The sequence below is a fragment of the Sphingomonas sp. FARSPH genome (genome assembly GCF_003355005.1).
Taxonomy (GTDB): Bacteria; Pseudomonadota; Alphaproteobacteria; order Sphingomonadales; family Sphingomonadaceae; genus Sphingomonas.
Genome location: NZ_CP029985.1, coordinates 584,041 through 608,982, shown reverse-complemented (window position 1 = coordinate 608,982; position 24,942 = coordinate 584,041). Strand labels below are relative to the sequence as shown.

Annotated in this window: 22 protein-coding genes; 12 read left to right on the top strand and 10 right to left on the bottom strand. The window is 68.3% G+C overall.

Annotated elements, in window-relative coordinates:
- Positions 1 to 72 precede the first annotated feature (72 nt).
- From DM480_RS03055 to metH, 4 genes are all read left to right on the top strand, one after another.
- A complete protein-coding gene (locus DM480_RS03055; protein ID WP_115377500.1) occupies positions 73 to 1,041 on the top strand; it encodes an ArsR/SmtB family transcription factor in 969 nt (322 codons plus the stop codon).
- Entirely contained in the window at positions 1,038 to 1,979 is a 942-nt protein-coding gene (metF, locus tag DM480_RS03050; RefSeq protein WP_115377499.1) for a methylenetetrahydrofolate reductase [NAD(P)H], read from the top strand. The genes DM480_RS03055 and metF overlap by 4 nt, the downstream gene beginning before the upstream one ends.
- A gap of 119 nt (positions 1,980 to 2,098) precedes the next feature.
- Entirely contained in the window at positions 2,099 to 3,145 is a 1,047-nt protein-coding gene (locus tag DM480_RS03045) for a homocysteine S-methyltransferase family protein (protein WP_115377498.1), read from the top strand.
- A 112-nt stretch (positions 3,146 to 3,257) separates the two neighbouring features.
- A complete protein-coding gene (metH, locus tag DM480_RS03040) occupies positions 3,258 to 5,858 on the top strand; it encodes a methionine synthase (RefSeq protein WP_115377497.1) in 2,601 nt (866 codons plus the stop codon).
- 23 nt (positions 5,859 to 5,881) lie between these two features.
- Here the strand turns inward: metH and DM480_RS03035 are convergent, their stop codons facing one another.
- Positions 5,882 to 7,081: a cation:proton antiporter gene (locus tag DM480_RS03035; RefSeq protein ID WP_405053280.1), complete on the bottom strand. Its 1,200-nt coding sequence runs from the start codon at positions 7,079 to 7,081 to the stop codon at positions 5,882 to 5,884.
- Positions 7,082 to 7,250: 169 nt separating this feature from the next.
- Between DM480_RS03035 and DM480_RS03030 the strand changes: the two genes are divergently transcribed.
- Complete coding sequence (locus tag DM480_RS03030) at positions 7,251 to 8,192, top strand: right-handed parallel beta-helix repeat-containing protein (protein ID WP_115377495.1); 942 nt, start codon at positions 7,251 to 7,253, stop codon at positions 8,190 to 8,192.
- A 46-nt stretch (positions 8,193 to 8,238) separates the two neighbouring features.
- Here the strand turns inward: DM480_RS03030 and DM480_RS03025 are convergent, their stop codons facing one another.
- Both DM480_RS03025 and DM480_RS03020 read right to left on the bottom strand, forming a co-directional pair.
- Positions 8,239 to 8,574 (bottom strand): hypothetical protein, encoded by a 336-nt coding sequence (locus tag DM480_RS03025; protein WP_115377494.1) that lies wholly within the window; start codon positions 8,572 to 8,574, stop codon positions 8,239 to 8,241.
- 216 nt (positions 8,575 to 8,790) lie between these two features.
- Positions 8,791 to 10,497 (bottom strand): alkaline phosphatase family protein, encoded by a 1,707-nt coding sequence (locus DM480_RS03020; RefSeq protein WP_115377493.1) that lies wholly within the window; start codon positions 10,495 to 10,497, stop codon positions 8,791 to 8,793.
- Positions 10,498 to 10,569: 72 nt separating this feature from the next.
- Between DM480_RS03020 and DM480_RS03015 the strand changes: the two genes are divergently transcribed.
- A complete protein-coding gene (locus DM480_RS03015; protein WP_232834100.1) occupies positions 10,570 to 12,597 on the top strand; it encodes a protein-disulfide reductase DsbD family protein in 2,028 nt (675 codons plus the stop codon).
- A 115-nt stretch (positions 12,598 to 12,712) separates the two neighbouring features.
- Entirely contained in the window at positions 12,713 to 13,705 is a 993-nt protein-coding gene (locus DM480_RS03010; protein ID WP_232834099.1) for a cell wall hydrolase, read from the top strand.
- Positions 13,706 to 13,768: 63 nt separating this feature from the next.
- Here the strand turns inward: DM480_RS03010 and DM480_RS03005 are convergent, their stop codons facing one another.
- The gene (locus DM480_RS03005) at positions 13,769 to 14,530 is read right to left on the bottom strand and encodes an arginyltransferase (RefSeq protein WP_115377491.1); all 762 of its coding nucleotides are present in this window, start codon (positions 14,528 to 14,530) and stop codon (positions 13,769 to 13,771) included.
- A 234-nt stretch (positions 14,531 to 14,764) separates the two neighbouring features.
- Between DM480_RS03005 and DM480_RS03000 the strand changes: the two genes are divergently transcribed.
- Positions 14,765 to 15,010 carry a hypothetical protein gene (locus tag DM480_RS03000; RefSeq protein WP_115377490.1) on the top strand — a complete coding sequence of 82 codons (246 nt, stop codon included), beginning with the start codon at positions 14,765 to 14,767 and terminating at the stop codon, positions 15,008 to 15,010.
- Between the two features lie 88 nt (positions 15,011 to 15,098).
- On the opposite strand, the gene DM480_RS02995 is transcribed toward DM480_RS03000, so the two are convergent.
- Together DM480_RS02995 and DM480_RS02990 are read right to left on the bottom strand one after the other, a co-directional pair.
- Complete coding sequence (locus DM480_RS02995; RefSeq protein ID WP_115377489.1) at positions 15,099 to 16,340, bottom strand: threonine ammonia-lyase; 1,242 nt, start codon at positions 16,338 to 16,340, stop codon at positions 15,099 to 15,101.
- Positions 16,341 to 16,387: 47 nt separating this feature from the next.
- Positions 16,388 to 17,089 (bottom strand): DUF4163 domain-containing protein, encoded by a 702-nt coding sequence (locus tag DM480_RS02990; protein WP_115377488.1) that lies wholly within the window; start codon positions 17,087 to 17,089, stop codon positions 16,388 to 16,390.
- Between the two features lie 45 nt (positions 17,090 to 17,134).
- On the opposite strand from DM480_RS02990, the gene DM480_RS02985 reads away from it, so the two are divergent.
- On the top strand, positions 17,135 to 18,823 hold the full coding sequence (locus DM480_RS02985) for an amidohydrolase (RefSeq protein ID WP_115377487.1): 1,689 nt from the start codon (positions 17,135 to 17,137) through the stop codon (positions 18,821 to 18,823).
- 8 nt (positions 18,824 to 18,831) lie between these two features.
- Here the strand turns inward: DM480_RS02985 and DM480_RS02980 are convergent, their stop codons facing one another.
- The 3 genes from DM480_RS02980 to DM480_RS02970 form a co-directional block, all read right to left on the bottom strand.
- Positions 18,832 to 19,515, bottom strand: a complete 684-nt coding sequence (locus DM480_RS02980) for a hypothetical protein (RefSeq protein WP_125471453.1) — start codon at positions 19,513 to 19,515, stop codon at positions 18,832 to 18,834.
- Positions 19,516 to 19,622: 107 nt separating this feature from the next.
- Positions 19,623 to 20,318: a response regulator transcription factor CtrA gene (ctrA, locus tag DM480_RS02975; RefSeq protein ID WP_115377485.1), complete on the bottom strand. Its 696-nt coding sequence runs from the start codon at positions 20,316 to 20,318 to the stop codon at positions 19,623 to 19,625.
- A 123-nt stretch (positions 20,319 to 20,441) separates the two neighbouring features.
- Positions 20,442 to 21,551, bottom strand: a complete 1,110-nt coding sequence (locus DM480_RS02970) for an AI-2E family transporter (RefSeq protein WP_115377484.1) — start codon at positions 21,549 to 21,551, stop codon at positions 20,442 to 20,444.
- Between the two features lie 449 nt (positions 21,552 to 22,000).
- Between DM480_RS02970 and DM480_RS02960 the strand changes: the two genes are divergently transcribed.
- Positions 22,001 to 22,405, top strand: coding sequence for a hypothetical protein (locus DM480_RS02960; protein WP_115377482.1), 405 nt, complete (start codon positions 22,001 to 22,003; stop codon positions 22,403 to 22,405).
- Positions 22,406 to 22,456: 51 nt separating this feature from the next.
- On the opposite strand, the gene DM480_RS02955 is transcribed toward DM480_RS02960, so the two are convergent.
- Complete coding sequence (locus tag DM480_RS02955) at positions 22,457 to 23,380, bottom strand: LysR family transcriptional regulator (RefSeq protein WP_115377481.1); 924 nt, start codon at positions 23,378 to 23,380, stop codon at positions 22,457 to 22,459.
- 116 nt (positions 23,381 to 23,496) lie between these two features.
- Between DM480_RS02955 and DM480_RS02950 the strand changes: the two genes are divergently transcribed.
- Positions 23,497 to 24,234 (top strand): pirin family protein, encoded by a 738-nt coding sequence (locus DM480_RS02950; RefSeq protein ID WP_115377480.1) that lies wholly within the window; start codon positions 23,497 to 23,499, stop codon positions 24,232 to 24,234.
- Positions 24,235 to 24,298: 64 nt separating this feature from the next.
- Positions 24,299 to 24,901: an NAD(P)H:quinone oxidoreductase gene (gene wrbA, locus DM480_RS02945; RefSeq protein ID WP_115377479.1), complete on the top strand. Its 603-nt coding sequence runs from the start codon at positions 24,299 to 24,301 to the stop codon at positions 24,899 to 24,901.
- Positions 24,902 to 24,942 lie beyond the last annotated feature (41 nt).

The window sequence follows — 24,942 nt, the reverse complement described above, 5'->3', positions numbered from 1 at the left end:
GAAGCGCAACGCCGCCGGGCCGTTTCGGCTCCGCGTTGACCACATATAAAGATTTCTTTATATGTTGATGCCGTGAGCCACGCCCTCGACATATTCCGCGCCCTTGCCGATGCGACGCGCCTGCGCATCTTCTCGCTGCTGCGCTCGATGGAATTGTCCGTCGGCGAACTGGCGCAGGTGCTGGGGCAGAGCCAGCCGCGCGTGTCGCGGCACGTGAAGATCCTCTGCGACGCCGGCCTCGCCGAGCGACGCAAGGAGGGCAGCTGGGTGTTCGTAGCGCTTGGCAAGGCGGCGGCGACCGCGCCCGTCGCGACCGCGCTCGACCAGTGGCATGCCGACCAGCCCGATCACTGGGCGGTGGCCGACGCCGCGCGCCTTGCCGCGGTGCGCGCCGATCGCGCGGCGAGCGCAGCGCAATGGTTCGAAGGTCATGCCCGCGACTGGGACGCGATGCGATCGCTGTACATCGCCGAGGAGCAGGTCGAGGCGGCGATGGCGACGCTGATCGGCCCCGCGCCGATCGGCCAGCTGATCGACATCGGCACGGGTACCGGCCGGATGCTCGAACTGTTCGCCGGCCAGGCGGCGGCGGCGCTGGGCATCGATCGCTCGTCAGAGATGCTGCGCTTGGCGCGCGCCAAGCTGCACGACCGGTCGAACACCGAATTGCGGCAGGCGGACCTGTATGCCCTCCCGCTCGGCGACGGCGCGGCGGATGTCGCGATCCTTCATCACGTCCTTCATTTCGCGCAGCAGCCCGGGGCCGCGATCGGCGAGGCGGCGCGCGTGCTGGGGCCGGGCGGCCGGCTGTTGATCGCGGATTTCGCGCCGCACGATCGCGAGGAGCTGCGCACGCGCGACGCGCACACGCGCCTCGGCTTTGCGGATGCGCAGATCGCGGGCTGGTTCGGCAAGGCCGGGCTATCGCTGGCGGAGACACGGACGCTTGAAGGCGGCGAATTGACGGTGACCTTGTGGCTGGGTGCGAAGCCCGGCGCGCGACTGCGTGAGGTACCTGTGAAAAGGGTTGAAGCGGCATGACGATTTCGGTGAACCAGCTGGAAGAGGCGCAGATCGCGCTCAAGGCGCCCCTCTATGCCGACGTGGCGGGCGACCTCGACGTGTCGTTCGAGTTCTTCCCGCCCAAGACGGAAAAGATGGACGCGCAATTGTGGGAGGCGATCCGGACGCTGGAGCCGCTGGGCCCGAGCTTCGTGTCGGTGACCTATGGCGCGGGCGGGTCGACGCGCGAGCGGACGCACGCGACCGTCGCGCGCATCCAGCGCGAGACCAGCCTGGCGGCGGCGGCGCACCTCACCTGCGTCGAGGCGACGCGCGAGGAGATCGACCAGGTCGCGAGAGGATATTGGGCGGCGGGCGTCCGCCATATCGTCGCGCTGCGCGGCGATCCGCCCGCGGCGGGCACGCGGTTCCAGAGCCATCCGGGCGGATATGAGAATGCCGCCGCGCTGGTCGCGGGGCTGAAGCGGCTGCACCCGTTCGAGATTTCGGTCGCGGCCTATCCCGAATCGCATCCGGATTCGCCCGATCCGGCGGCCGACCTCGACAATCTGAAGCGCAAGATCGATGCGGGCGCGACGCGTGCGATCACGCAGTTCTTCTTCGAGCCCGAAACCTTCTTCCGCTACCGCGACGCCGTCGCCGCGGCGGGGATCACCGCGGAGATCGTGCCGGGAATCATGCCCGTCGCCAATTTCGCCAGCGTCCAGCGGATGAGCGCGATGTGCGGCACCGACGTGCCGGCGTGGATGGCACGATTGTTCGAGGGGCTCGACGATCATCCCGCCGCGCGCCAGCTTGTCGCCGCGACGCTGGCGGCGGAACTCAGCCGCAAGCTGTATGCGGGCGGGGTGACGGCGCTGCATTTCTATACGCTCAACCGTGCGGAGCTTGCCTTTGCGATCTGCCACCTGCTCGGCGTGCGCGCGAAGGACCGAGCCGTCGAGGCGGCGGCGTAACGTGAATCGAGCCCCTCCCCTTCAGGGGAGGGGTTGGGGTGGGGGACGCCGCATGTGCAGGTCTCTGCGAGGCTCTCCCCATCCCCTCCCCTGAAGGGGAGGGGCCTTAAGGAAACGACATGACCACACGCGACACTTTCCTGGCCGAAGCCGCCAAGCGCATCCTGATCACCGATGGCGCGTTCGGCACCGAGATCCAGAACTGGAAACTCTCCGAGGCCGATTATGCCGGCGACCTTGGCCTGACCCATGACCAGAAGGGCAACAACGACATCCTCGCGCTGACCAAGCCCGAGGTGCCGGCCGCGATCCATCGCGCCTATTTCGAGGCGGGGGCCGACATCGCGGAGACGAACACTTTCTCCGCGAACAGCATCAGCCAGGCCGATTATGGCGCCGAGCATCTGGTGCGCGAGATCAACGTGGAAAGCGCGAAACTCGCCCGTTCGATCGCCGACGAATTCACCGCGAAGGATGGCCGCCCGCGCTTCGTCGCGGGCGCGATCGGGCCGACCAACAAGACGCTGTCGCTCAGCCCTGACGTCAACGATCCGGGCTATCGCGAGATCGATTTCGACTACCTCAAGGGCGTCTACCGCGAACAGACCGACGCGCTGCTGGATGGGGGCGCGGACTTCATCCTGATCGAGACGGTGTTCGATACGCTCAACGCCAAGGCGGGGATCATGGCGGCGCTGGATGCGGCGCGCGATCGTGGCCACGACGTGCCGATCATGCTGTCGATGACGCTGACCGATCTGTCGGGACGTAACCTGTCGGGCCATACGGTCGAGGCGTTCTGGCATGCGGTACGCCATGCCAGGCCATTGACGATCGGGCTCAATTGCTCGTTCGGGGCGGAGCAGCTGCGCCCGCACGTGCGCACGCTGAGCGAGATCTGCGACACGCTGATCATGGTCTATCCCAATGCCGGCTTGCCCAACGAACTGGGCGCGTATGACGAGGCGCCGGCGACCACCGCTGGGCTGGTCTACGAATGGGCGGGCGCAGGGCAGGTCAACGTACTGGGCGGATGCTGCGGCTCGACGCCAGCGCATATCGCCGCGATCGCCGAGCGGGTGCGGGGCGTTCCCCCGCGCGCCATCCCGACGCCGCCGGTGCGCACGCGGCTGGCCGGGCTGGAGCCGTTCACGATGGCGGCGTAATTCCCCTCCCGCTTGCGGGAGGGGTGAGGGGAGGGCCTGTCCTCCTGCGTCCCGCCTGCCGACCTTCCCTCCCCCGACCCCTCCCGCAACCGGGAGGGGAGAAGAAGAACCGATGACCACCAACGCCTCCACCCAGTTCGTCAACATCGGCGAGCGGACCAACGTCACCGGATCGGCGGCGTTCAAGAAGATGATCATGGCGGGCGATTATGCCCGCGCGGTCGAGGTCGCGCGCCAGCAGGTGGAAAACGGCGCGCAGGTTGTCGACGTCAACATGGACGAAGGCCTGCTCGACGCGCATTATGCGATGACGACCTTCCTCAAGCTGATTGCCGCCGAACCCGACATCGCGCGCGTGCCGATCATGATCGACAGCTCCAAGTGGAGCGTGATCGAGGCGGGGCTGAAGTGCGTGTCCGGCAAGCCGATCGTCAATTCGATCAGCATGAAGGAAGGCGAGGCGCAGTTCCTGGAACAGGCGCGCCTCTGCATGGCCTACGGCGCCGCGGTCGTCGTCATGGCGTTCGACGAGGTGGGGCAGGCGGACACGCAGGCGCGCAAGGTCGAAATCTGCGAGCGGGCCTACAAATTGCTGATGGGCATCGGCTTTCCGCCGGAGGACATCATCTTCGACCCCAACGTCTTCGCGGTGGCGACGGGGATCGAGGAGCATAACAATTACGGCGTCGACTTCATCGAGGCGTGCCGCGAGATCAAGGCGCGTTGCCCGCACGTCCATATCTCGGGCGGCCTGTCGAACCTGTCCTTCTCGTTCCGCGGCAACGAGCCGGTGCGCCGCGCGATGCACTCCGTGTTCCTATACCACGCCATCCCCGCCGGGATGGACATGGGCATCGTCAACGCCGGCCAGCTGGACGTCTACGACACGATCGACCCCGTGCTGCGCACCGCGTGCGAGGACGTAATCCTAAACCGCGATCCGGACGCGGGCGACCGGCTGGTCGCGCTCGCCGAGAAATTCCGCGGCACCGATGCCGTCGCGGAGAAGCAGGCGGCGGAATGGCGCAGCCTCGATGTCACCAAGCGGCTGGAATATGCGCTGGTCAAGGGGATCGACGCGCATGTCGTCGACGATACCGAGGAAGCGCGCGCCGCGATCGCTGCGCGCGGCGGCCGCCCGATCGAGGTCATCGAAGGCCCGCTGATGGACGGCATGAACGTCGTCGGCGACCTGTTCGGCAGCGGCAAGATGTTCCTGCCGCAGGTGGTGAAATCAGCGCGCGTGATGAAGAAGGCGGTGGCGCATTTGCTGCCCTTCATCGAGGCGGAGAAGGCGGCGGGATCGCGCGCTAAGGGCCGCGTCATCATGGCGACCGTCAAGGGCGACGTGCACGATATCGGCAAGAACATCGTCGGCGTCGTGCTGCAGTGCAACGGCTTCGAGGTCGTCGACCTCGGCGTCATGGTGCCGTGGACGAAGATCATCGCCGCGGCGAACGAGAATGACGCGGACATGATCGGCCTGTCGGGCCTCATCACCCCCAGCCTCGACGAGATGGTGACGGTGGCCGAAGAGATGCAGCGCGCGCAGATGCGCATGCCGCTGCTGATCGGCGGGGCGACGACGTCCAAGGTGCATACCGCGCTGCGTATCGCGCCCGCCTACGAAGGGCCGGTGGTGCACGTGCTCGACGCGAGCCGCGCGGTCGGCGTCGCGACGACTTTGGTATCGGAAACGCAGCGCGATCCTTACGTCGCCGGGGTCGCCGCGGATTATCAGAAGGTGCGCGATGCGCGTGCGGGCAAGGGGCAGAACGACCTGCTGCCGCTCGCCGAGGCGCGCGCGCGGGGTTTCGCCGCGGACATGATGCTGAAGGCCCCCGATCCGAAGCAGCCGGGCGTGCACGTGTTCGACGACTGGAACCTTGAGGAGTTGCGCCACTATATCGACTGGACGCCCTTCTTCCGCGCGTGGGAGCTGGCGGGCAATTTCCCCGCCATCCTCGACGACGCGGTCGTCGGCGAGAGCGCGCGGTCGCTCTATGCCGATGCGCAGGACATGCTCGACCGGATCGTCGCGGAGAAGTGGCTGACTGCGCGGGGTGTCGCGGCACTGTGGCCGTGCCGGCGCGACGGGGATGACGTCGTGCTTGATGAGGGTGCGCGCCTGCCCTTCCTGCGCCAGCAGATCGCCAAGCGCGAGGGACGCGCCAACATGTGCCTTGCCGATTTCATCGATCCGGCGGGCGACTGGATCGGCGGCTTCGCGGTCGGCATCCACGGAATCGAGCCGCACCTCGCGACGTTCAAGGCCGCGCACGACGATTACAACGACATCCTGCTGAAGGCGCTCGCGGACCGCCTGGCGGAGGCTTTTGCCGAACGTCTGCATGCGCATGTGCGCACCGACTTGTGGGGTTATGCCGAGGGCGAGCAACTGACCAACGAGGCGCTGATCCGCGAGCAATATCGCGGTATCCGCCCGGCGCCCGGCTATCCCGCCTGCCCGGAACACAGCCTGAAGCGGACGCTGTTCGACCTGCTCGACGCGGAGGCCGCGGTCGGCATCGAACTGACCGAGAGTTTTGCGATGCTGCCGACCGCGGCGGTGAGCGGTTTCTACTTCGGCCACGCGCAGGCCGAATATTTCGGCGTCGCGCGGATCGGCGAGGATCAGGTCGCCGACTATGCCGCACGCCGCGGTGTCGACGTCGCGCAGGCGACACGCTGGCTGCGCCCCAACCTGGATTGAGCGGATACCGACGGGGCCGGGGCTCAGACCGCCCGCTTCGCCATGCCGGGGTTTCGGCGCAGCATCGGCGCGACCATGGGGATGGTCAGCATCGTGCTCGCGACCGCCATCAGCAGCAATGCGGTGAACGTCTCTTTGGTGATGATCTGCTTGTCGAGCAGGATGTTGGCGAAGATGATCATGATGAGCGCCTTGGTCTGCAGCAGCCAGCCGATCGCCCGCGCCTCGCCCTTCGGCCATTTGAGGATGCGACCCGCCAGCGCGAGGCCGCCGAGCTTGCCGCCGACGCTGGCGACGAGCAGCAGCGCGGCGGCGGCGAAGACCGCGGGGCCGCCCACGCCCCATTGCGTTTTCAGCCCGGTCGACAGGAAGAAGACGGGCATCACCGCGAGCAGGATCGTCTGGCGGAACCGGTCCATCCGCGCCTCGCCGAACCAGTGCGCGTCGAGCACCGCACCCGCCAGGAACGCGCCGACCATGAAGTGCAGCCCCGCCCAGTCCGCCGCGAACCCGCACCCCGCCAGCCAGATCAGGCCGACATACCAGCGGTCGTTTTCGGGGATCGCGCGCAGCAGGCGGCGCACCGCCCAGGTCGCAAGCGCGAAGCCGGCCAGGAACCCCGCCTGCCGCCCGACGCGTTCCCAGTCGAGCAGGATCAGCGCGAGCACGCCCCAGATCGCGATATCGTCGAGGCTGGCGTAGCGCAAAACGCGCTGGCCGAGCGGGCTGCGCAGGATGCTGAGTTTCTCCATGAGCAGGACGAGGATGGGGAGCGCGGTGACCGCGCAGGCCATGCCGATGCCCAGCACCACCTGCCACGTCGCGCCCTCGGGCCCGCGCCAGCCGGGGAAGCGCAGCAGTACGACCGCGGCGATGCTGCCCGCGACGAGCGGCATGCCGAGCGCGAGGCCGGCGGTGATCCCCGTCTCGCGCCGCCGCTTCCACGCCTCGCCGACGTCGAGTTCAAGCCCCGCGACCCAGACGAACAGCATCACTGCCCACCAGGCGATGCCGTTTAGGGCACCCATCGTCTGCGGCGTGAAGACGAACGCGTAATAGTCCGGGAAGACCGCGCCGAGGATGCCGGGCCCGAGCAGTATCCCGCCGATGATCTGCACCACGACGAGGGGCGCCCAATAGTCCGTCCGCCCCAGCCGCCACACCAGATAGGGGACGGTGAAGATGATGAGGACCGCGAGCAGGAATATTTCCGTCGGCGACATGTGCATGAATCTACGTCCCTCTCCCCGGCCAGCCCCGTACCGCGGCTCGGGCCCGGCGCGCAACCGACGACGCGCGGCGTCCCGTTCGCGGACAGGCGGGGCATTAACCGCAAATGCGGCTTGGCGTGCGGGCCCGTCCGGGGGCAGTAAGCCCGCAAAGGAGTTGCCCATGCGCGCCGCCGTCCCGTTGCTGATCGCCCTCGCTGTTCCCGCCCCCGGTCCTGCTATCGCAGCCGAACCGAGTGCGCCCTTTACCATCGCGGAGACGGGGCAGGGGTTCGGCGACCTGCAGGAGGCGGTGTCGTCGATCCGCATGGGGACGGGCACGATCCTGATCAAACCGGGCGTCTATCGCCAGTGTGCGGTGCAGCAGGGTGGGCGCATCACCTTCAAGGCGGTGCAGCCGGGCACCGCGATCTTCGAGAAGGAAGCGTGCGAGGACAAGGCGGCGCTGGTGCTGCGTGGGCAGGGATCGACCGTCGATGGCCTGGTCTTTCGCGGCTACAGCGTGTCCGACGGCAACGGTGCGGGCATCCGCACCGAGATGGGCGACCTCACCGTCACCAATTCGATGTTCCTCGACAGCCAGGAAGGCATATTGGGCGGCGAGCCGACCAACCAGCGCATCGTCATCGACCATTCGACCTTCTCGGGCCTCGGCCAGTGCGACCAGACGGTCAATTGCTCGCACGCCATCTATCTCGCCAATCGCGGCAGCGTGACGGTGACGCATTCGCGGTTCGAGAAGGGCACCGGTGGCCATTACGTCAAGCTGCGCGTGCCGCGCGCGACGATCACCGACAACAGCTTCGACGACACGGGCGGGCGAAAGACCAATTACATGATCGACCTGTCCGAAGGCGGCACGGGCGCGATCGAGCGCAACGTCTTCGTGCAGGGGAAGGGCAAGGAGAATGGCTCCGCGCTGATCGTCATCGCGGCGGAGGCGAAGACGTTTAGCGCGACCGGCCTCGTCATCGCGGACAATGATGCGCGGATGGCGCCCGGCGCGCCGGGCAATCCGGCGTTCGTCGCGGATTTCACGCACCAGCGGTTGGCGATCGGCGCGAACCGGCTGGGGGCGGGGATCCGGCCGTTCGAGACGCGGTGAGCGGCGGTCCCGCGCTCACCTCCCCTCGGGGGGCTTTTCTGCGGCTCTACTTATCCGTCGGGTCTGGCTTGGGCGTCCCACTCGGTTTCGGCTGGGGCGCGTCGCCGGCGTAGGTGCGCTGTTCGAGCGTCGCGAGTCTTTGTTCGAGCAGCTTCGTGTCGAGCGCCTGCTTGCCGTCCTTCATCTCCGCGACCTCGGCCTGCAGCGCGTCGACCCGATTCTGCAGCGCCTTGATGCGCACGTCCGTTTCGATGCCGTCGATCGCCTTCTGCTCCTGCGCCTCCGCGCTGCGGCGTGCGCCGTCGTCGCGCCGTTCGGGGGCAGGGGCGCCGCGGTCGCAGGCGGCGAGGAGCAGGAGAAGGGCCAGGGGTGAAGCGCGCATGATTTCGCCTCTAGCGGCGCGCCTCGCAAAATTGAACCGGCCGCGGCGCGGGGCGCAGGCTCGGCCTACGCGCGAGTCTTGACAGAATTGACACCTGAACGCGCAATCTATCGGCTCCCGTGCGACGTTTTATTTCAACGTTGAGAAAGAGCCTCAAATATCGCGGGCGACCATAGCAGATCGCCCGCCTGTAGGACAGCCCGCCGTCCCGCCGTTTCAGTTCGGGCAGGTCGAGGTCGCACCGGGGTCGAGATCGAGGCAGCGGCCGTCGAGGCCATGCACCGGCAACGCGATCGTCGCCGCCAGCGTCGGCGCGATGTCGACCGTTTCGACCGACAGCGGCTGTTCGAAGCCGGTCATGCCGCGCCGCCAGAACAGGATCGGCACGCGCCGGTCGTAATCCCACGGGCTGCCATGCGTTTCGACATAGCCGGGCGCCGGTGCCTCGATCGTCGTGACGCGCGGCTTCAGCAGGACGAGCAGATCGCCCGACACCGCCGGATCGAACGAGGCGCGCGCGCGCTCCGTGAGCGTCCAGCTTTCGGGCGGGGTGGTGGCGAACGGCGTCGCGGCGATCTGGTCCCGGGTCAGCGCGGCGGCGACCTGCGGCAGGGCGGCGAAGCGGCGCTGCGCTTCCTTCAGCACGCGCGCACGCACCGCGGGGGGCAGATCGCGATCGATGTAGACGTCGCCTTCCGCGCCCAGAAGCATCGGCCCCTTCAGCCCGAGATCGCGCGCGATTCCGGCGGCGACCGCCTTGATCGAGGCGTCGGCGGAGACATGCTGTTCCATCGGCATCGCGCGCTGCTGCTGGCGTTCGGTCATGTCGTGCGCGCCGTGGTCCGCGGTCAGCATCACCTCGTAATCCACGCCGAAACTGTCGAGCGTGTCGAGGAAGCTGCCGATCGTCCGGTCGAGCTGGTCCATCTGGATGCACATTTCGGTGCCCTGCGTGCCCAGCGAGTGGCCGATATAGTCGGTCGCCGATGCGCCGATGTCGATGATGTCGGTCTCAGGCCCCTTGCCCAGCCCCATGTCCTGGATCAGCCCGGCGGCGATGGCGAAGACCGCCGCGTCGCTGGCGGGCGAGGCGCGGAAGGCCTTGAGATCGCCCGCGGCACGCTCGAAACGGCCCTGGCCATAGGCGCGGCCCGCGACGGTGATCGGCCGGTCGAGCGGCTTGCAAAAGCCGGGCAGCGGCAACGGCGCCTGTGGCTTGGCGATCAGTGCGGCGACCGCGTCGCGCCCACGCTGCACCGCGCGCGGCACGGCACGGCCGGCGTAGCTGGTGTAGCTCTTGCCGTCCCACCACCACAATTCGTCGACCTTGTGGCCGCCCATCATCACCGCGGCGCGATCCTTGCCCGCGACCGAGACGACGCGGGTACGCGGGTCGGCGGCCTTCATCATCTCGCCCAAAGTCGGCACCTTCAGATGCTTGTCCGAGACGGTGTAGGTGTCGTGAGTCATGCCGGGGACGCTTTCGTCCTCCGCGCAATAGACGGTCTTGTCGGCGCGGGGCGCGGCCTGGTCGATCCAGTTGTTGGCGACGATGCCGGTGTGCGCGGGGCGCATGCCGGTGAGGATCGTCGAATGGCCCGGGCAGGTTTCCGTCGCGGCATGGCTCTGATAGCCCGACGGGAAGACCGCACCGGTCAGCAGCCGCGCAAAGCCGCCGGTAAAATGGTTGCGATATTGCTGGAACAGGTCGGCGGAGAATTGGTCGACCGAGATCGCGACGATCAGTTTCGGCGGCGTGCGCGGGAACAGCGGCGTTTCCGGAGTCGGCGCGGCGGCGGGAGGGGGCGGGGCGACGTCGGTCGTCGGCGGCGAGCCCTGCTGCGCGGCGGCGGAGGCGGGGGCGGGGACGGCGGCGAGCGCGGCGGCGCTCGGCAACAGGACGGCGGCGAACAGGGCCTTCATCGTCAAGATCAACCTTATACTGGACTGACAAGCCCGCTATGCTCGCAAGCGATGGGACGGGCAACGACCGCAATGCGCGCGCTGTATGGCGCGGTGATGACGTTAATCGCGCTGGCGATGTTGGGGCTTGTTCCCAACGCGGCGCGTGCCGACAGCCTGCCGCCGGCCGGCGGCGCGCCGCATCTGCCGATGACGCTCGTCGCGGACACGAATGCGCCGCGCGCCGGCCAGACGATGACGCTGGCGCTCGACACGCGACCCGAAAAGGGCTGGCACGGCTATTGGCGCAATCCGGGCGATGCGGGCTTCGCGCCGTCGTTCGACTGGACCCTGCCAAAGGGCGTCACGATCGACGGCGCGCAATGGCCGGTGCCCGAGACATTGGTCGTCGCCGGCCTGATGAACTTCGTCTATGCCACCCCCTATGCCCCCCTGTTCACGGTGCACGTCCCGGCAGGGCTGGCGGTGGGAACGCCGCTGCCGATCCGGGTCCACGTCAATTACCTCGTCTGCACCGACACGATCTGCGTGCCCGAGCAACAGGATGTCGCGACCAGCCTGAAGATCGGCGACGGCGCGCCAGCGGACGGCGCGGCGTTCGACCGCTGGCGCGCGGCGATCCCCAAGCCGCTCGACGCGGCGGCGACGTACCAGGTCGATGGCGGCACGGTGCGCATCGGCATTCCGTTGCCGGCAACCGCGAAGGTGGAGGACGCCTATTTCTTCGCCGGCACCCCGGGCAGCCTGAAATATGCCGCGCCGCAGAGCGTGGCGCGCGACGGCGACCGGCTGGTGATCGCGACGCAAGGGACGCCGACCGGGCGAATCGAGGGCGTGCTGCGGATCGGCAAGGGGCTGGGCCTTTCCATCCGCGCCGCGCCGGGCGTCGTCCCCGCGGCGACGGGTGACGGCGGCGGCGGTGATGGCGCGGCGTGGGGCGCGGTGCTGGTCGCCTTTGCCGGCGCCTTGCTCGGCGGCCTGATCCTCAACGTCATGCCGTGCGTGTTCCCTATCCTGAGCCTCAAGGCACTGCACCTGGCGAAGGGCGGCGCGGACGAGCGGACGGCGCGGGTCGACGCGCTCGGCTATACGATCGGCGCGGTGCTGACCTGCGTCGCGCTGGGCGGCGCGATCCTCGCGCTGCGCGCCGGCGGATCGGCGATCGGCTGGGCATTCCAGTTGCAGGACCCGCGCGTCATCGTGCTGCTCGTCGCGCTGACGTTGGCGATCGGCCTCAACCTGCTCGGCCGGTTCGAGGTGCCGACGCCGCAATTTGCGACGCATGGCGGCGCGATGGGGTCGATCGCGACGGGCGCGCTCGCCGCCTTTGTCGCGACGCCGTGCACGGGTCCGTTCATGGGCGCGGCGCTGGGCGCGGCGCTGGTGCTGCCGTGGCCGGCGGCGCTGGCGGTGTTCGGCGGCCTCGGCCTCGGCCTCGCGCTGCCGTTCCTCGCGATCGGCTTCGTCCCCGCGCTGCGCCGGATGCTGCCGCGGCCGGGGATGTGGATGGAGCGGATGCGCCGCATCCTCGCGGTGCCGATGCTGCTGACGACAGCGGCGTTGCTGTGGCTGGTGTGGCGGCAGGCGGGGCTGGCCGGCCTCGCCGCGGGCCTCGCCGCGGCGCTGCTGGTGACCGCGGTGATCGTCGCCGGCGGGCGGCGGCAGCGGCGCGGGCAAAGCTTCGGTGCGCCGCTGGGGCTGGCGGCGGTCGCGTTGCCGGCGCTCGCCGCGGTGGCGCTGACCGGGGTCGGCAGCGTGCATGCCGCGGCGCGCGCGGATGCGTTCAGCGAGGCGAAGCTCGCCGAGCTGCGGCGACAGGGGCGGCCCGTCTTCGCCTATTTCACCGCGGACTGGTGCCTGACGTGCAAGGTCAACGAACGCGCAGCGATCGACACCGATACGGCGCGCGCCGGTTTCGCCCGGCACAAGGTGGCGGTGCTGGTCGGCGACTGGACCGATGGCGATCCGGTGCTCGGCCGGTTCATCCAGGCGCACAATCGCGCGGGCGTGCCGCTCTACCTCTATTACGCGCCAGGCGCGGCGGGCCCGCGCGTGTTGCCGCAGGTGCTGACGCCGGGGATGCTCGCCGAACTGCAGTGAGGCTTGTTCGGAAACGCGCGGGAGCGCGCGTTTCGATGCGGTGCCGCTGCAAGGCATTCCGCGGGATCGCGCGGATTAACCGTATCGCAAGGGCGATGGCGTAGCCCCCGGGATCGTGGGGCGCCTTCGCATCTCGATCCTCGGCCAGCTGCTGCTGGGCCTGACATTGCTTGCCGCCTCATCGTGCGTGCCGCCCAAGGCGCCCCGCGTGCGCACGTCGCAGGCGGTGCCGCCCGCCAGCCCGCGCCAGTTGCTCCGCGACCTCGCGCTCAATGTTCCCGCGCCCGGCGACCTGCCGCGCGCATTGGGGCTGGAGCCGCAGGACGATGCCGCGCCCGCCTTCGTCCAGGCCGCGCCGGGCTTCCTCGCCGGCGCGCGCAGCGACGAGGATGCACGCCGCGCCGCCGAATGCCTGACCGCCGCCGTCTATTATGAGGCGCGTTCGGAGCCCATCGACGGCCAGCGCGCGGTGGCGCAGGTCGTGCTCAACCGCGTGCGCGACCGCGCCTTCCCGCACAGCGTGTGCGGCGTCGTCTATCAGGGGGCGGAGCGGCGCACCGGCTGCCAATTCTCCTTCACCTGCGACGGATCGATGGCCTATCGCCGCGATCCCGCCGCCTGGGCACGCGCCGCCGCGGTCGCCGCCGCGGCACTCGCCGGCAATGTCTATGCGCCGGTCGGGTCGGCGACCTTCTATCACGCCAATTATGTCATGCCGTGGTGGGCAGGCAGCCTGACGCGGATCGGATCGGTCGGCGCGCACATCTTCTATCGCTGGCGCGGCGCAATGGAACGCGCGCTGAGCTTTCGCGCGGAGTATGCCGGGGTTGAGCCGGGGATGCCTGCGCCGCGGCTCGGCCTAGCCGCGGGGACGACGACCGCCGCTTTCTATCGCGACGCGAGCGATGACATCGGCGTTACCGTCCACCGCGGCCGCACGACCGCGCCGACCGTCGCGAGCGCCGCGGCCACCAGCGCGTCGGCGCCCGCGTTGCGGCCGAAGATGCTGACCAGCGGCGGCGTGCGCGTGCATTTCGGGCGGATCGCCCCGGCGCGCGAGGTGACGGCGGACGGCGTGGTGATCGAGGCGGAGAGCGACCCGATCTAGGCGCGCGTTTAAAGGCGGAGCCGGCCGGCACTCCCAATGTGCCCATGCCCCGTCTGCAACCAGTCAGGCGGCGGCGACGTCGGCCTCGTCTTCATCCTCCATCCGGCGCCAACCGGTCGGGCCCAGCACTTCGATCGGGCGATAGCGCGTCTTGTACGCCATCCGCTGCGACCCCTTCACCCAATAGCCGAGGTAGACGTAGGGCAGGCCCGCATCGCGTGCGCGCAGGATGTGGTCCATGATGATGAAATTGCCGAGGCCCGCGGGCGCATCCTCGCCGGCGTCGAAGAAGCTGTAGATCATCGACAGGCCGTCCGCCTGCTGGTCGGTCAGGCAGGCGCCGACCAGTCGCCCGCGCCCGCCGTCCATCGCGGGCAGGCGATATTCGATGACGAGCGAATTGACGGGCGAATGCTCGACCATGTCGGCGTAATCGTCCTCGTCCATCCCCGCCATGCCGCCGCCGGGGTGGCGCGCCGACAGATAGCGGCGCAGCAGCTGGAACTGCTCGTCGGTCGCCCAGGGGCGGCATGCGGTGACCGCGATGTCGCCGTGCCGTTTGAGCAGCTTGCGCTGCGTCGCATTGGGCTCGAAATCCTGCGTGACGACGCGCACCGACAGACACGCGGCGCAACTGGCGCAAGAGGGGCGATAGGCGACGCCCTGCGACCGGCGGAAGCCGATGCGGCCGAGCGCGTCGTTCAGCTCCGCGGCATGGGGGCCGGTCAGCTCGGTGAACACCTTCCGCTCCTGCCGCCCGGGCAGATAGGGGCAGGGCGCAGGGCTGGTGACGAAGAAGCGCGGAAAACGGAATGGCGCTGTCACCGCCGGAATGCCCCCTGTCGAATGATCCTGTCGATCGGATCGGGCCGGACCATAGGCCCCATCGGTATATGAATCACCCCATGCATGTTTGCAAAGCGGCTTTACCATGAAAGTGGGTTAATCCGTTTCGAACCATTTCCCTCACTCGGTCCGTCGCATTTTATGCTGCGGTGCGGGAACCTTGTCGGCGACCGATCGCTGCTGGCACTCCAGGGTTCGAGTAAGAGGTGTATCATGGCCAAGTTTCTGACCGGTTCCGTCGCCGCGCTGTCGCTGCTCGCGTCGGCGCCCGCTTTCGCTGCTCCCGCCAATCCGGCGGCGTCGCTGTCGATCTCGCCGTCGGTTCGTGCGGGTGCACCGACCGCGGGCAAGAGCAAGCTCGGCGGCGGTGGCGGCTTCCTTGCCGCGATCATCGCGGCGGGTGTCGTGGCGATCGGCGTCGTCGCGATCGTGAACGACAGCAATTCCGACAGCAACTGATCGGCGTTGCAAGACCGGATCGGGGCGTCGCGACATCGGTCGCGGCGCCCCTTTTCGTACGCGGGCTTGAACCTCCGCTTCGCTCGGATCAGGCCTGTTCGACCAGGCTGGTTTCGTAGCCGCCCTCGCGCAGCGCGGCGATCAGCCGGTTGAGGTGATCGCGATCGCGCGCCTCGCACTCGATGTCGGTAATCAGGCCCTTCGCCGGCAAGGAGGTGAAGATGCGCTGGTGATAGACTTCGATGATATTGACGCGCTGCTGATCGAAAATGCGCGCGACGTGGTAGAGCGCGCCGGGCTGGTCCTGTAGACGGATGCGCAATCGCGCCAGCCGGCCGGAGCGGGCGAGGTCGCGCAAAAGGACGTTGGCGAGCAGGCGCGTGTCGATGTTGCCGCCGCACAGCACGACGCCGACGCATTTGCCCGCGAACCGTTCCGGATAGGCGAGCAGCGCGGCGAGACCCGCGGCGCCCGCGCCCTCGACCACCGTCTTCTCGATCTGGAGCAGCAGGCTGACCGCCTCTTCCAGATTGCGTTCGCCGACGAGGACGATGTCGTCGACCAGTGCGGCGACCATCGCCGAGGTGATGCCGCCCGGCTCCTTGACCGCGATGCCTTCCGCCAGCGTGTCGCCGGCGCAGGGCAGGTGTGTGCCGCGGATACGGTTGTACATCGACGGGAACAGCTCCGCCTGCACGCCCACCACCTCGACATCGTGGTCGCGCCCGCGCGCGACGGTCGCCATGCCGGAGATGAGGCCGCCGCCGCCGATCGGCACGATCAGCGTGTCGAGTTGCGGCACGTCCTCGAACATCTCGAGCGCGACGGTGCCCTGGCCGGCGATAACGCGCGGGTCGTCGAACGGGTGGACGAAGGTGTAGCCGCGCTCGCCCTCCAGCACGCGCGCATGGGCATAGGCCGCGTCGAACGTGTCGCCTTCCAGCACGACGGTCGCGCCGTGCCCTTCGGTCTGCACGACCTTCACCGTCGGCGTGGTGCGCGGCATGACGATCGTCGCGGGGATGCCCAGCCGGTTGGCGTGATAGGCGACGCCCTGCGCGTGATTGCCGGCGGAGGCGGCTATGACGCCCTTCGCGCGCGCGGCATCGGACAGTTGCAGCAAGGTGTTCAGGGCGCCGCGCTCCTTGTAGGCGGCGGTGAACTGCAGGTTCTCGAACTTCAGATAGACCTGCGCGCCGGTCATCTGCGACAGCGTGCGGCTGATCAGCGTCGGCGTGCGCACGATCGCATCGCGAATGCGCGCATGCGCGGTGTGGACGTCCTCGATGGAAACGGGCGGGGCGAAGGGTTCGACGCTGACGGTGGCCATCCGTCCCGGCTAGACGATAACGGCGGCCGGGGGAACACCGGCGCGCGTCATCGCGCGGCGAAGGCGGTGCGCCAGGCGGGGCGGACGGCCGCCAGCAGGCGCGCCGTCACCGGCAGCGTGATGTCGTAGCGTCCTTCCGCATAAGGCCCCGCGACATACGGATCGGCGACCAGCCCGACGCGGTCGATCCGTTGCCGGTCGGTGGAGCCGAGCAGCAGCACGAGGTCCTTCAGCGGCGGACATTGTGAGAAGGGATCGTCCGCCTTCACCGCGACCGGGGCGCCGCGCCGCTTCGCCTGTTCGTGATTGAGCGCCGCGCAATACGGCGCGCGGATCGCGACATCGGCCGCGGCGGGGGAGATGAACAGGTCGAGGGGGCGCAACCGTCGCCGCGCCGCCTTGTCCCACACCAAGGACCCCGTCGCCGGGTTGCCGTGTGCGCCGCCGGTGAAAACGTAAGTGTCGACCGACAGGCTGAGCAGGCGCGGGGTATCCGTCACCACCTTCCACGTCTTGCTGACCTGATAGCGGCGATAGGGGAAACCGGACGTGCGCGCATCGGCCTTCGCGCGGGCCGCCATGCGGGCGTAGCGGGTGCGCAAGGCCGCCCGATCGGCGTCCAACCACGCCTTCAGTGGCGCGATCCGCCCGGCGTTCGCGGGATAGGAATAGGCGAAATCGAGATCGCCCGCCTGCGCCGCCGGGGCAGGCGCGGCGGCGGCGACGATCAGGGGCAGCAGGATCGGCATATCTGTCCTCTCGCCAAGTCGGTGTCGCCGCCATATGGCAAGGCCATGGCCAAGTCCCAAGCGCGCTTTCGCATTGCCGCCGCGATCCTCGCGACCCTGTCGGTGCCCACCGTCGCGGGCGCCGATGCGTTGATCGACAACGTCAGCGGCGTCACGCTGGATGCGAACAAGCGCGTCGTGCGCTTTCGCGCGATGGTGATCGATGCGCAGGGACGCGTCGTGCGCCTGATCCCGGTCGGCGAGAAGACGCCCGAGCCGACGCGCAAGAACCCGGGCCCGCGCTACGACTGGCGCGCCGACCTGAAGGGCCGCACGCTCGTGCCCGGCATGATCGATGCGCACGGCCACATCATGGAGCTGGGCTTCCGCGCGCTCGAACTCGACCTGTCCGACACGAAGAGCCTGGCCGAGGCGCAGGCGAAGATCGCCGCCTATATCAAGGCCAATCCCGACCGGCGCTGGATCGTCGGCGGGGGTTGGAACCAGGAGGTCTGGGGCCTTGGCCGCTTCCCGACCGCGGCGGAGCTGGATGCGGTGACGGGCGACCTCCCTGTCTGGCTGGCGCGTGCCGACGGCCATGCCGCCTGGGCGAACAGCGCGGCGATGAAGGCGGCGGGCGTCACCGCCGCGACGCCGACCCCCGCGGGCGGGCGGATCGAAAAGGTCGGCGGGCGTCCGTCGGGCGTCTTCGTCGATGCGGCGATGGACCTGGTGCGCAAGGTGGTGCCGCAGCCGCTGGGCAAGGATCGCAACGCCGCCTTCATCCGCGCGCAGGACATCCTGTTGTCGAACGGCGTCACCGCGGCCGCGGACATGGGCACCAGCCTCGACGACTGGCTGACCTATCGCCGGATCGGCGACCGCGGCGACCTGCGCGTGCGCATCATGAGCTATGGCATGGGCGTCGATACCGCGGTGCAGATCGGCGGCACCGGCCCCAGTCCGTGGCTGTACGACGGGCGGCTGCGGCTGGTCGGCGTCAAGCTCTATGCCGATGGCGCGCTGGGGTCGCGTGGCGCATGGCTGAAGGCGCCATACGCCGATGCACCGGGCCAGTCGGGGGCGGGCTTCATGTCCGACACGCTGATCCGCAACCTGATGAGCCGCGCGGCGATGGACAATTACCAGGTCGCCGTCCACGCGATCGGCGACCGGGCGAACGCACAGGTGCTCGGCGCGATCGAGGAACTGTCGGACACGTACAAGGGCGACCGGCGCTGGCGGATCGAGCATGCGCAGATCGTCGACCCCGTCGACCTGCCGCGCTTCGGCCGGCACGGCATCATCGCCTCGATGCAGCCGGTGCACGAGACGAGCGACCGGGTGATGGCGGAGGCACGGCTGGGGCCGCAGCGGCTGGGGGGCGCCTATGCCTGGGCATCGATGCTGCGGAACGGCGCGGGCCTCGCCTTCGGCTCCGACTATCCGGTCGAGGCGCCCGATCCCTGGGCCGGCTGGGCCGCGGCGATCACGCGGCAGGGCCCCGACGGCCAGCCGTTCGGCGGGTGGCAGCCGCAGGAAGCGGTGACACGCGAACAGGCGTGGTGGGCCTATACCGGCGGGGCGGCCTATGCCGGGTTCGCGGAAAAGGATTTCGGATCGTTGCAGCCGGGCCAGAAGGCCGACTTCGTCGTCGTCGACCGCGATCCGATGAACGCGAGCCCGACGGAGTTGCGGGGGACGAAGGTGCTGGAGACGTGGATCGGCGCGCAGAAGGTCTGGGAGCGGAAATAGGGGCGAGGCTAGGCGCGTCCGACCGTAAGTATCGTCGTTAGCTCCTGCAGGCCGTGGGGTGCAAATTCCCAGAATGGCGACATGTCGGTCGGGAACTGCTCCTCCAGATAGGCGAGAACGGGCGCTGCGTCGGCTTCGGAAAGGCGGACGAGCCACGGGCGTAAGGACATGCCGGCGCGCGCCGCCCCGCACAGGATGTGCTCTACCTCGCCCATGAGCCAGCCCTCCGCGGCCTCGGCCAGGTCATTTGCAAGCGTTTGTTCGAACCAAGCGTCGACGAGATCCTCGATCACGCGCTGCTCCTGCTGCGACCATGATCGCCAGTCGGCGAGCGCCAGCTTTCCCAGTACGATTTCCGGGTCGTTGGCATTGCCGGGATCGCATACGGACACTTCCAGAATCCGGGGGAGAAGATAGCGGAAATCTCGTGTGTCACCGACCGTCAAAAAAGCGCCGGACACATAGCGCCAAAGCGCCAGACCGGGGATTTGGCGCAAGGGCGTCGTCAACAGCACGTCGGTGCCGCGCGTCGAGATGCAGCAGGGACATCCATCAATTGTGGGTGGCGGTGCGCTCGCGAACGCTTCGTAGACCGCTTGCAACGCTTCAGCGATGCCGGGCCTGGCGTGGGAGGGGGAGCCATTGGTCACTGCCGCAGATTGGCTGGCCTGACCACTTCCTTCAATGCCCATCGTCATCCCCGCGAAGGCGGGGATTCAGAAGCATGAACGTCGGGTTGAATCAGCTACGGCAGCGTGTCTGGTTTCCCGCCTGTGCGGGAATGACGAAGCTGGTGTGTTCAGGCGACCGCGACGACCTCTTCGGGTTCGCGCAGCACATAGCCGCGGCCCCAGACGGTCTCGATGTAATTGTCGCCCTCGCATGCCACGCTGAGCTTCTTGCGCAGCTTGCAGATGAAGACGTCGATGATCTTCAGTTCCGGCTCGTCCATGCCGCCGTACAGGTGATTGAGGAACATTTCCTTGGTCAGCGTGGTGCCCTTGCGCAGGCTGAGCAGCTCGAGCATCGCATATTCCTTGCCGGTCAGGTGCACGCGCGCGCCATCGACTTCGACGGTCTTGGCGTCGAGGTTGACGGCCAACTTGCCGGTGCGGATGACCGACTGGCTATGCCCCTTCGACCGGCGGACGACGGCGTGGATGCGCGCGATCAGTTCCTCGCGGTGGAACGGCTTGGTGACGTAATCGTCGGCGCCGAAGCCGAAGCTGCGCACCTTGCTGTCCATTTCGCTGATGCCCGACAGGATCAGAACGGGCGTCGCGACGCGCGCCACGCGCAGCTTCTTCAGCACGTCGTAGCCGTGCATGTCCGGCAGGTTGAGGTCGAGCAGGATGATGTCGTAGTCGTAGAGCTTGCCGAGGTCCAAGCCCTCTTCGCCCAAATCGGTCGTGTAGACGTTGAAGCCTTCCGTCCCGAGCATCAGTTCGATGGCCTTGGCCGTCGTCGGCTCGTCCTCGATCAGCAGCACCCGCATCGCGTCATCCCCTGTTGGCGCGGACGGGCACTCCCTGACGTGCCCGGACGGCCCGGATTCATTAACCAAACGACATCTGAAGGACAAAGGTTAATTTGCGCTTAAAGGGAATTAAGCCCGCGATTACCGCGAGTCGCGCGGCGAATCACCCTCGTCCGGGTCGATCGGGGTCAGATCCGGGCCGAGCAGCGTCTGATGGCGGCTGCGCGGAATATCCTCGCCCAGCACCTCGCGCAGGTACAGGCTGCGCACGAGCGTGAAGATCACGACGAGCAAGGCCGCGGAAAAGAACAGGCCGAAGATGCCGAACACGATGCCGATGCCGATGATCGCAAAGACGGTGATCGCCGGCGGGATCGAGACGACGCGCGCCTGGACGTAGGGAGTGATGAAATTGGTCTGGATCAGCCGCACGATCGCATAGGTGGCGAGCGCGCCGATCAGCGGGCCGTTGCCCTGCGTCGCGGCGAGGCCGAGCGCGGGGATCATCGCCGCGGTCGGCCCGACATAGGGGATGAACTCGCTGAGGCCCGCGAGCAGGCCGAGCGCGGCGGCGGACGGCACGCCCGATATCCACAGACCGATGCCGATCAGCACGCCCATCGTCGTCATCAGGATCAGCGACGAGCGCAGCCACAGTCGCAAGGTCGAGCCGACGTCGAACAGCGCATCCTCGATCGCCGGGCGCTTCGAGGGCGGGATCAGGAACAGGAAGCCACGCTGGTAGATGCCGGGATCGGCGGCGAAGAACAGGGCGCCGACGAGCAGCAGGATGCAGTTGAGCAACAGCTCGCCCGCGCCGGTGACGAGCCCGCCGACGTCGCGCGCGGCCTGCGACCCGGCATAGGCCTGGCGCACCGCATCGACGATCTTCGCGCCGACCGGGCTTTGCGACGCCCAGGCGGCAAGCTGGTCGAGCAGGCCGGGCAGGCGCGTGACGAGCACGTTGACCTGTTCGCGGAACTGCACGCCGAACAGCCAGGCGAGGAAGACGACGATGCCGAGCGCGGTCGCCATGCCGAGCGGCAGCGCGGCGCGCTCCGGCACGCGCAGGTGGTCGCGATAAAGGTCCGCGATCGCATGGATCGCGATCGCGCCGAGCATCGATCCGAAGGCGAGGATGAGCAGATTGCCCGCCTTGAGCAGCGCCGCGGCGATCCCGACGATGACGAGGACGTAGAGGACGCGTCGCATGAAGCGCGCATCGGCATCGTCGGGGGCAAGGCGGTTCATGCGGGGAGGGCGCGGATCGGCATGGCGTGCTCAATGTGCGACCGGTGGTTTTGCTCCCGGAATGGATACGGGGGAGGCCGGTGGGATGTCCGCTGTTGGAGGGAGCGGACGTTTAACCAAAGCCGAGCAATGCCAGTAAACTGCCGACCGCAAAAGCTGCGAAGAGCGCCACTAGGAGCCAATGCCCGGCAACATATGACAGGGGTCTGCTAGGGGAGGCCTCCGCGGTGATCGCCCTCACTCGCGCGAATGTCTTCCAACTGGCCCATGCCCAGAAAGCGGTTTGGGCTATAACCAGCAGCTTCAACGCGGCGACCATGAGCAATCCTACTCCGTCAGCGAATGTCCGCAACTGGGCGGAAGCGGAACGTCCGCTTTTCGTGGGAAGCGGACATTGCGCGCCGCCAGGTCGATCTAGATAGCGGACCAGCGGGCTGTTACGATCAGGGATGCTGGCTATCTTCCTTGCCGCGGCCGCCGCTTCGCTCGCGCCGCCATCGGAGCCGTTGAAAAAGCAGCTCCAATCCGCAATTTGGGCAGACCTTCAACTGAACGGCATGATAGGCAGCGGCAACTGGCTTGCCTCGCTCTGGTATGACGCCGGAAGCGGCACGGCTCCCGACCTCCACATCGTAGAGCTTAGGTGTTTGCAGGGCCGTTCAGGGCAGCGTTGCTCCTTCGAGCTTGTTCGGGACGGAGGCCCCACAATGGTGCTTGGCGAAACGGCGCCCGACAAGCTGACCTGTGTTGCTCGGTTTGCCCGCACGAAAGAGGGATGGTCTGTGGTTCACACACCACCCCGCAAGGCGGGGCACAGCCAAACCTCAATGCAGTGCGAAGCCCTCACCCTTTAGTTGCGCAGCCTTGGAGACGCTCCCGGCGCCAATGTCCGCTCTTGGGCGACTTCAGCCTCTGTCGCCCAGGCCATGCCCGCCTTCGCAGGGGTCCCTGAGCCGCGCGGCGAGGAAGGCGATCAGCGCCTCGACGCGGGCCGGGCGCAAGGGGCTGGGCGGGGTGAGGAGGTGAAGCCCGACGGGGGGCGGCGCCCAGTCCGCGAGGATTTCGACGACCTTTCCCTGCGCGAGGGCAGGGCCGATGATGAAGCCCGGCAACCGCGCGATGCCGAGGCCGGCGACGAGTGCCGGGACCAAGGCCTCGCCGGAATTGGCGACGAGCGGGCCTTCTTGCTTCACCGACACCTCCGCGCCGCCCGGGCCGCGAAAGCGCCATGGGCCGGGCACGTTGGCATAGCCGAGCAGGCGATGCTCGCCGAGCTGGCCGGCGTGCGTCGGTTCGCCGTGGCGCGCGAGATAGGCGGGCGCGGCCACGATGTGCATGCGGATGCCGCACAGCCGGCGCGCGCGCAGGCTCGAATCGGGCAGGTCGGCGATGCGCAATGCGACGTCGAAGCCCTCCGCGACGATGTCGATGCGCGCGTCCGAGCAATGCAGGTCGATCTCGATCCCCGGATGCGTCGCAAGGAATTCGGCGACGAGCGGCGCGACGTTGCCGATGCCGAAGCTCATCGGCGCGGCGAGGCGGACGCGCCCCGTCGGTGCGCTGGCGGCGTCGCGCGCGGTCTCCTCCGCCGCGCGCGCCTCAGCGAGGATGCGCGCGGCATGGTCGGCGAGCGGTTTGCCCGCCTCGGTCAGCGCGAGCCGGCGCGAGGTGCGGTGGAACAGCGACTGGCCGATGTGCGACTCCAGCCGGGTGATCGCCTTGCTGACCGTCGCCTTGCTCAGGCCGATCGCGTCGGCCGCGCCGCTGAACGAGCGATGCTCGACAACCGCGGCGAAGATCGCCCAGGCTTCCAGATCGGGTAAGCGCATCGTTCGTCCCTCGTCCCGCGATCGTGTCGTAATCGGGGAAACGATAGGTTTCCAGCGTTTCCGTTTACGCGATCCCGCTTCCATCCCATCTTGGCGCCAACATACAGGAGGCAGCCATGCTCGCTACCGATACCAGGACCACCGGGATCACCACCGGAATCGAACGCCGTCCCTTCGCCAGCCTGGGCCATGCCGATCACGGCTGGCTGGATGCGCGCCATCATTTCAGTTTCGCCAATTACTACGATCCCGCCCGGATGAGCTGGGGCGCGATCCGCGTGTGGAACGACGATGCCATCGCGCCACAGACCGGCTTTCCGCCGCATCCGCATCGCGACATGGAGATCATCACCTACGTCCGCTCGGGCGCGATCACGCACCAGGATTCGATGGGCAACCAGGGGCGTACCGAGGCGGGCGACGTGCAGGTGATGAGCGCGGGCTCCGGCGTTCGCCATGCCGAATACAATCTGGAGAACGAGACGACGACGCTGTTCCAGATCTGGATTGAGCCAACGCGTACCGGCGGTGCACCGAGCTGGGGCGCCAAGCCCTTCCCCAAGGGCGAGCGGTCGGGCCAGTTCGTGACGCTCGCCAGTGGTTTCGCGGAGGACACCGACGCGCTGCCGATCCGCGCGGAGGCGCGGGTGATGGCGGCGACGCTGAACGCCGGGCAGAGCGCGACGCACACGATCGGCGAAGGCCGGCACGTCTATCTCGTTCCTGCCACGGGCGCGATCGAGATCGAAGGCGTGCGTTTCGACGCGCGCGACGGCGCCGCGCTGTCCGGCGGCCAGACCGTGACGATCACCGCGATCGACGAGGCGGAGATCGTCCTCGTCGACGCCAACTGAACCTTCACGCGCGTGCCCGGTTCTCGCCGGGCACGCGCATCATACCAAGCTGGAGTAACGCCCGATGACCAAGGTCCTCGTCCTGTATTATTCGTCCTACGGCCATATCGAGAAGATGGCGGATGCCATGGCGGAGGGCGCGCGCGCCGGCGGCGCCGAGGTGGACATCCGCCGCGTCGCCGAAACCGCGCCTCCGGAAGTCGTCGCCGCCGCGCACTTCAAGACCGACACCGCGCACCCGGAGATCGAAGGGCCGGACGCGCTCACCCAATATGACGCGATCATCGTCGGTGCGCCGACGCGTTACGGTCGGATGCCGAGCCAGATGGCGGCGTTCTGGGACACGACTGGTGGCGTGTGGATGCGCGGGGGGCTCGTCGGCAAGGTCGGCGGCGCCTTCACCTCGACCGCGAGCCAGCATGGCGGGCAGGAGACGACGATCTTCTCGATCCTGACCAACCTGCTCCACCACGGCATGACGATCGTCGGGCTCGACTATGGCTATCAGGGGCAGATGGGCGTCAAGGAAGTCCATGGCGGCACGCCTTATGGCGCATCGACGCTGGCGGACGGTGACGGCAGCCGCCAGCCGAGCCAGGTCGACCTGGACGGCGCGCGCTATCAGGGCAAGCGGATTGCCGAGACGGCGGCGAAGCTGAAGGGCTGAGGCCCGATCTCCCTCCCGTGAGCGGGAGGGCAGGGGGTGGG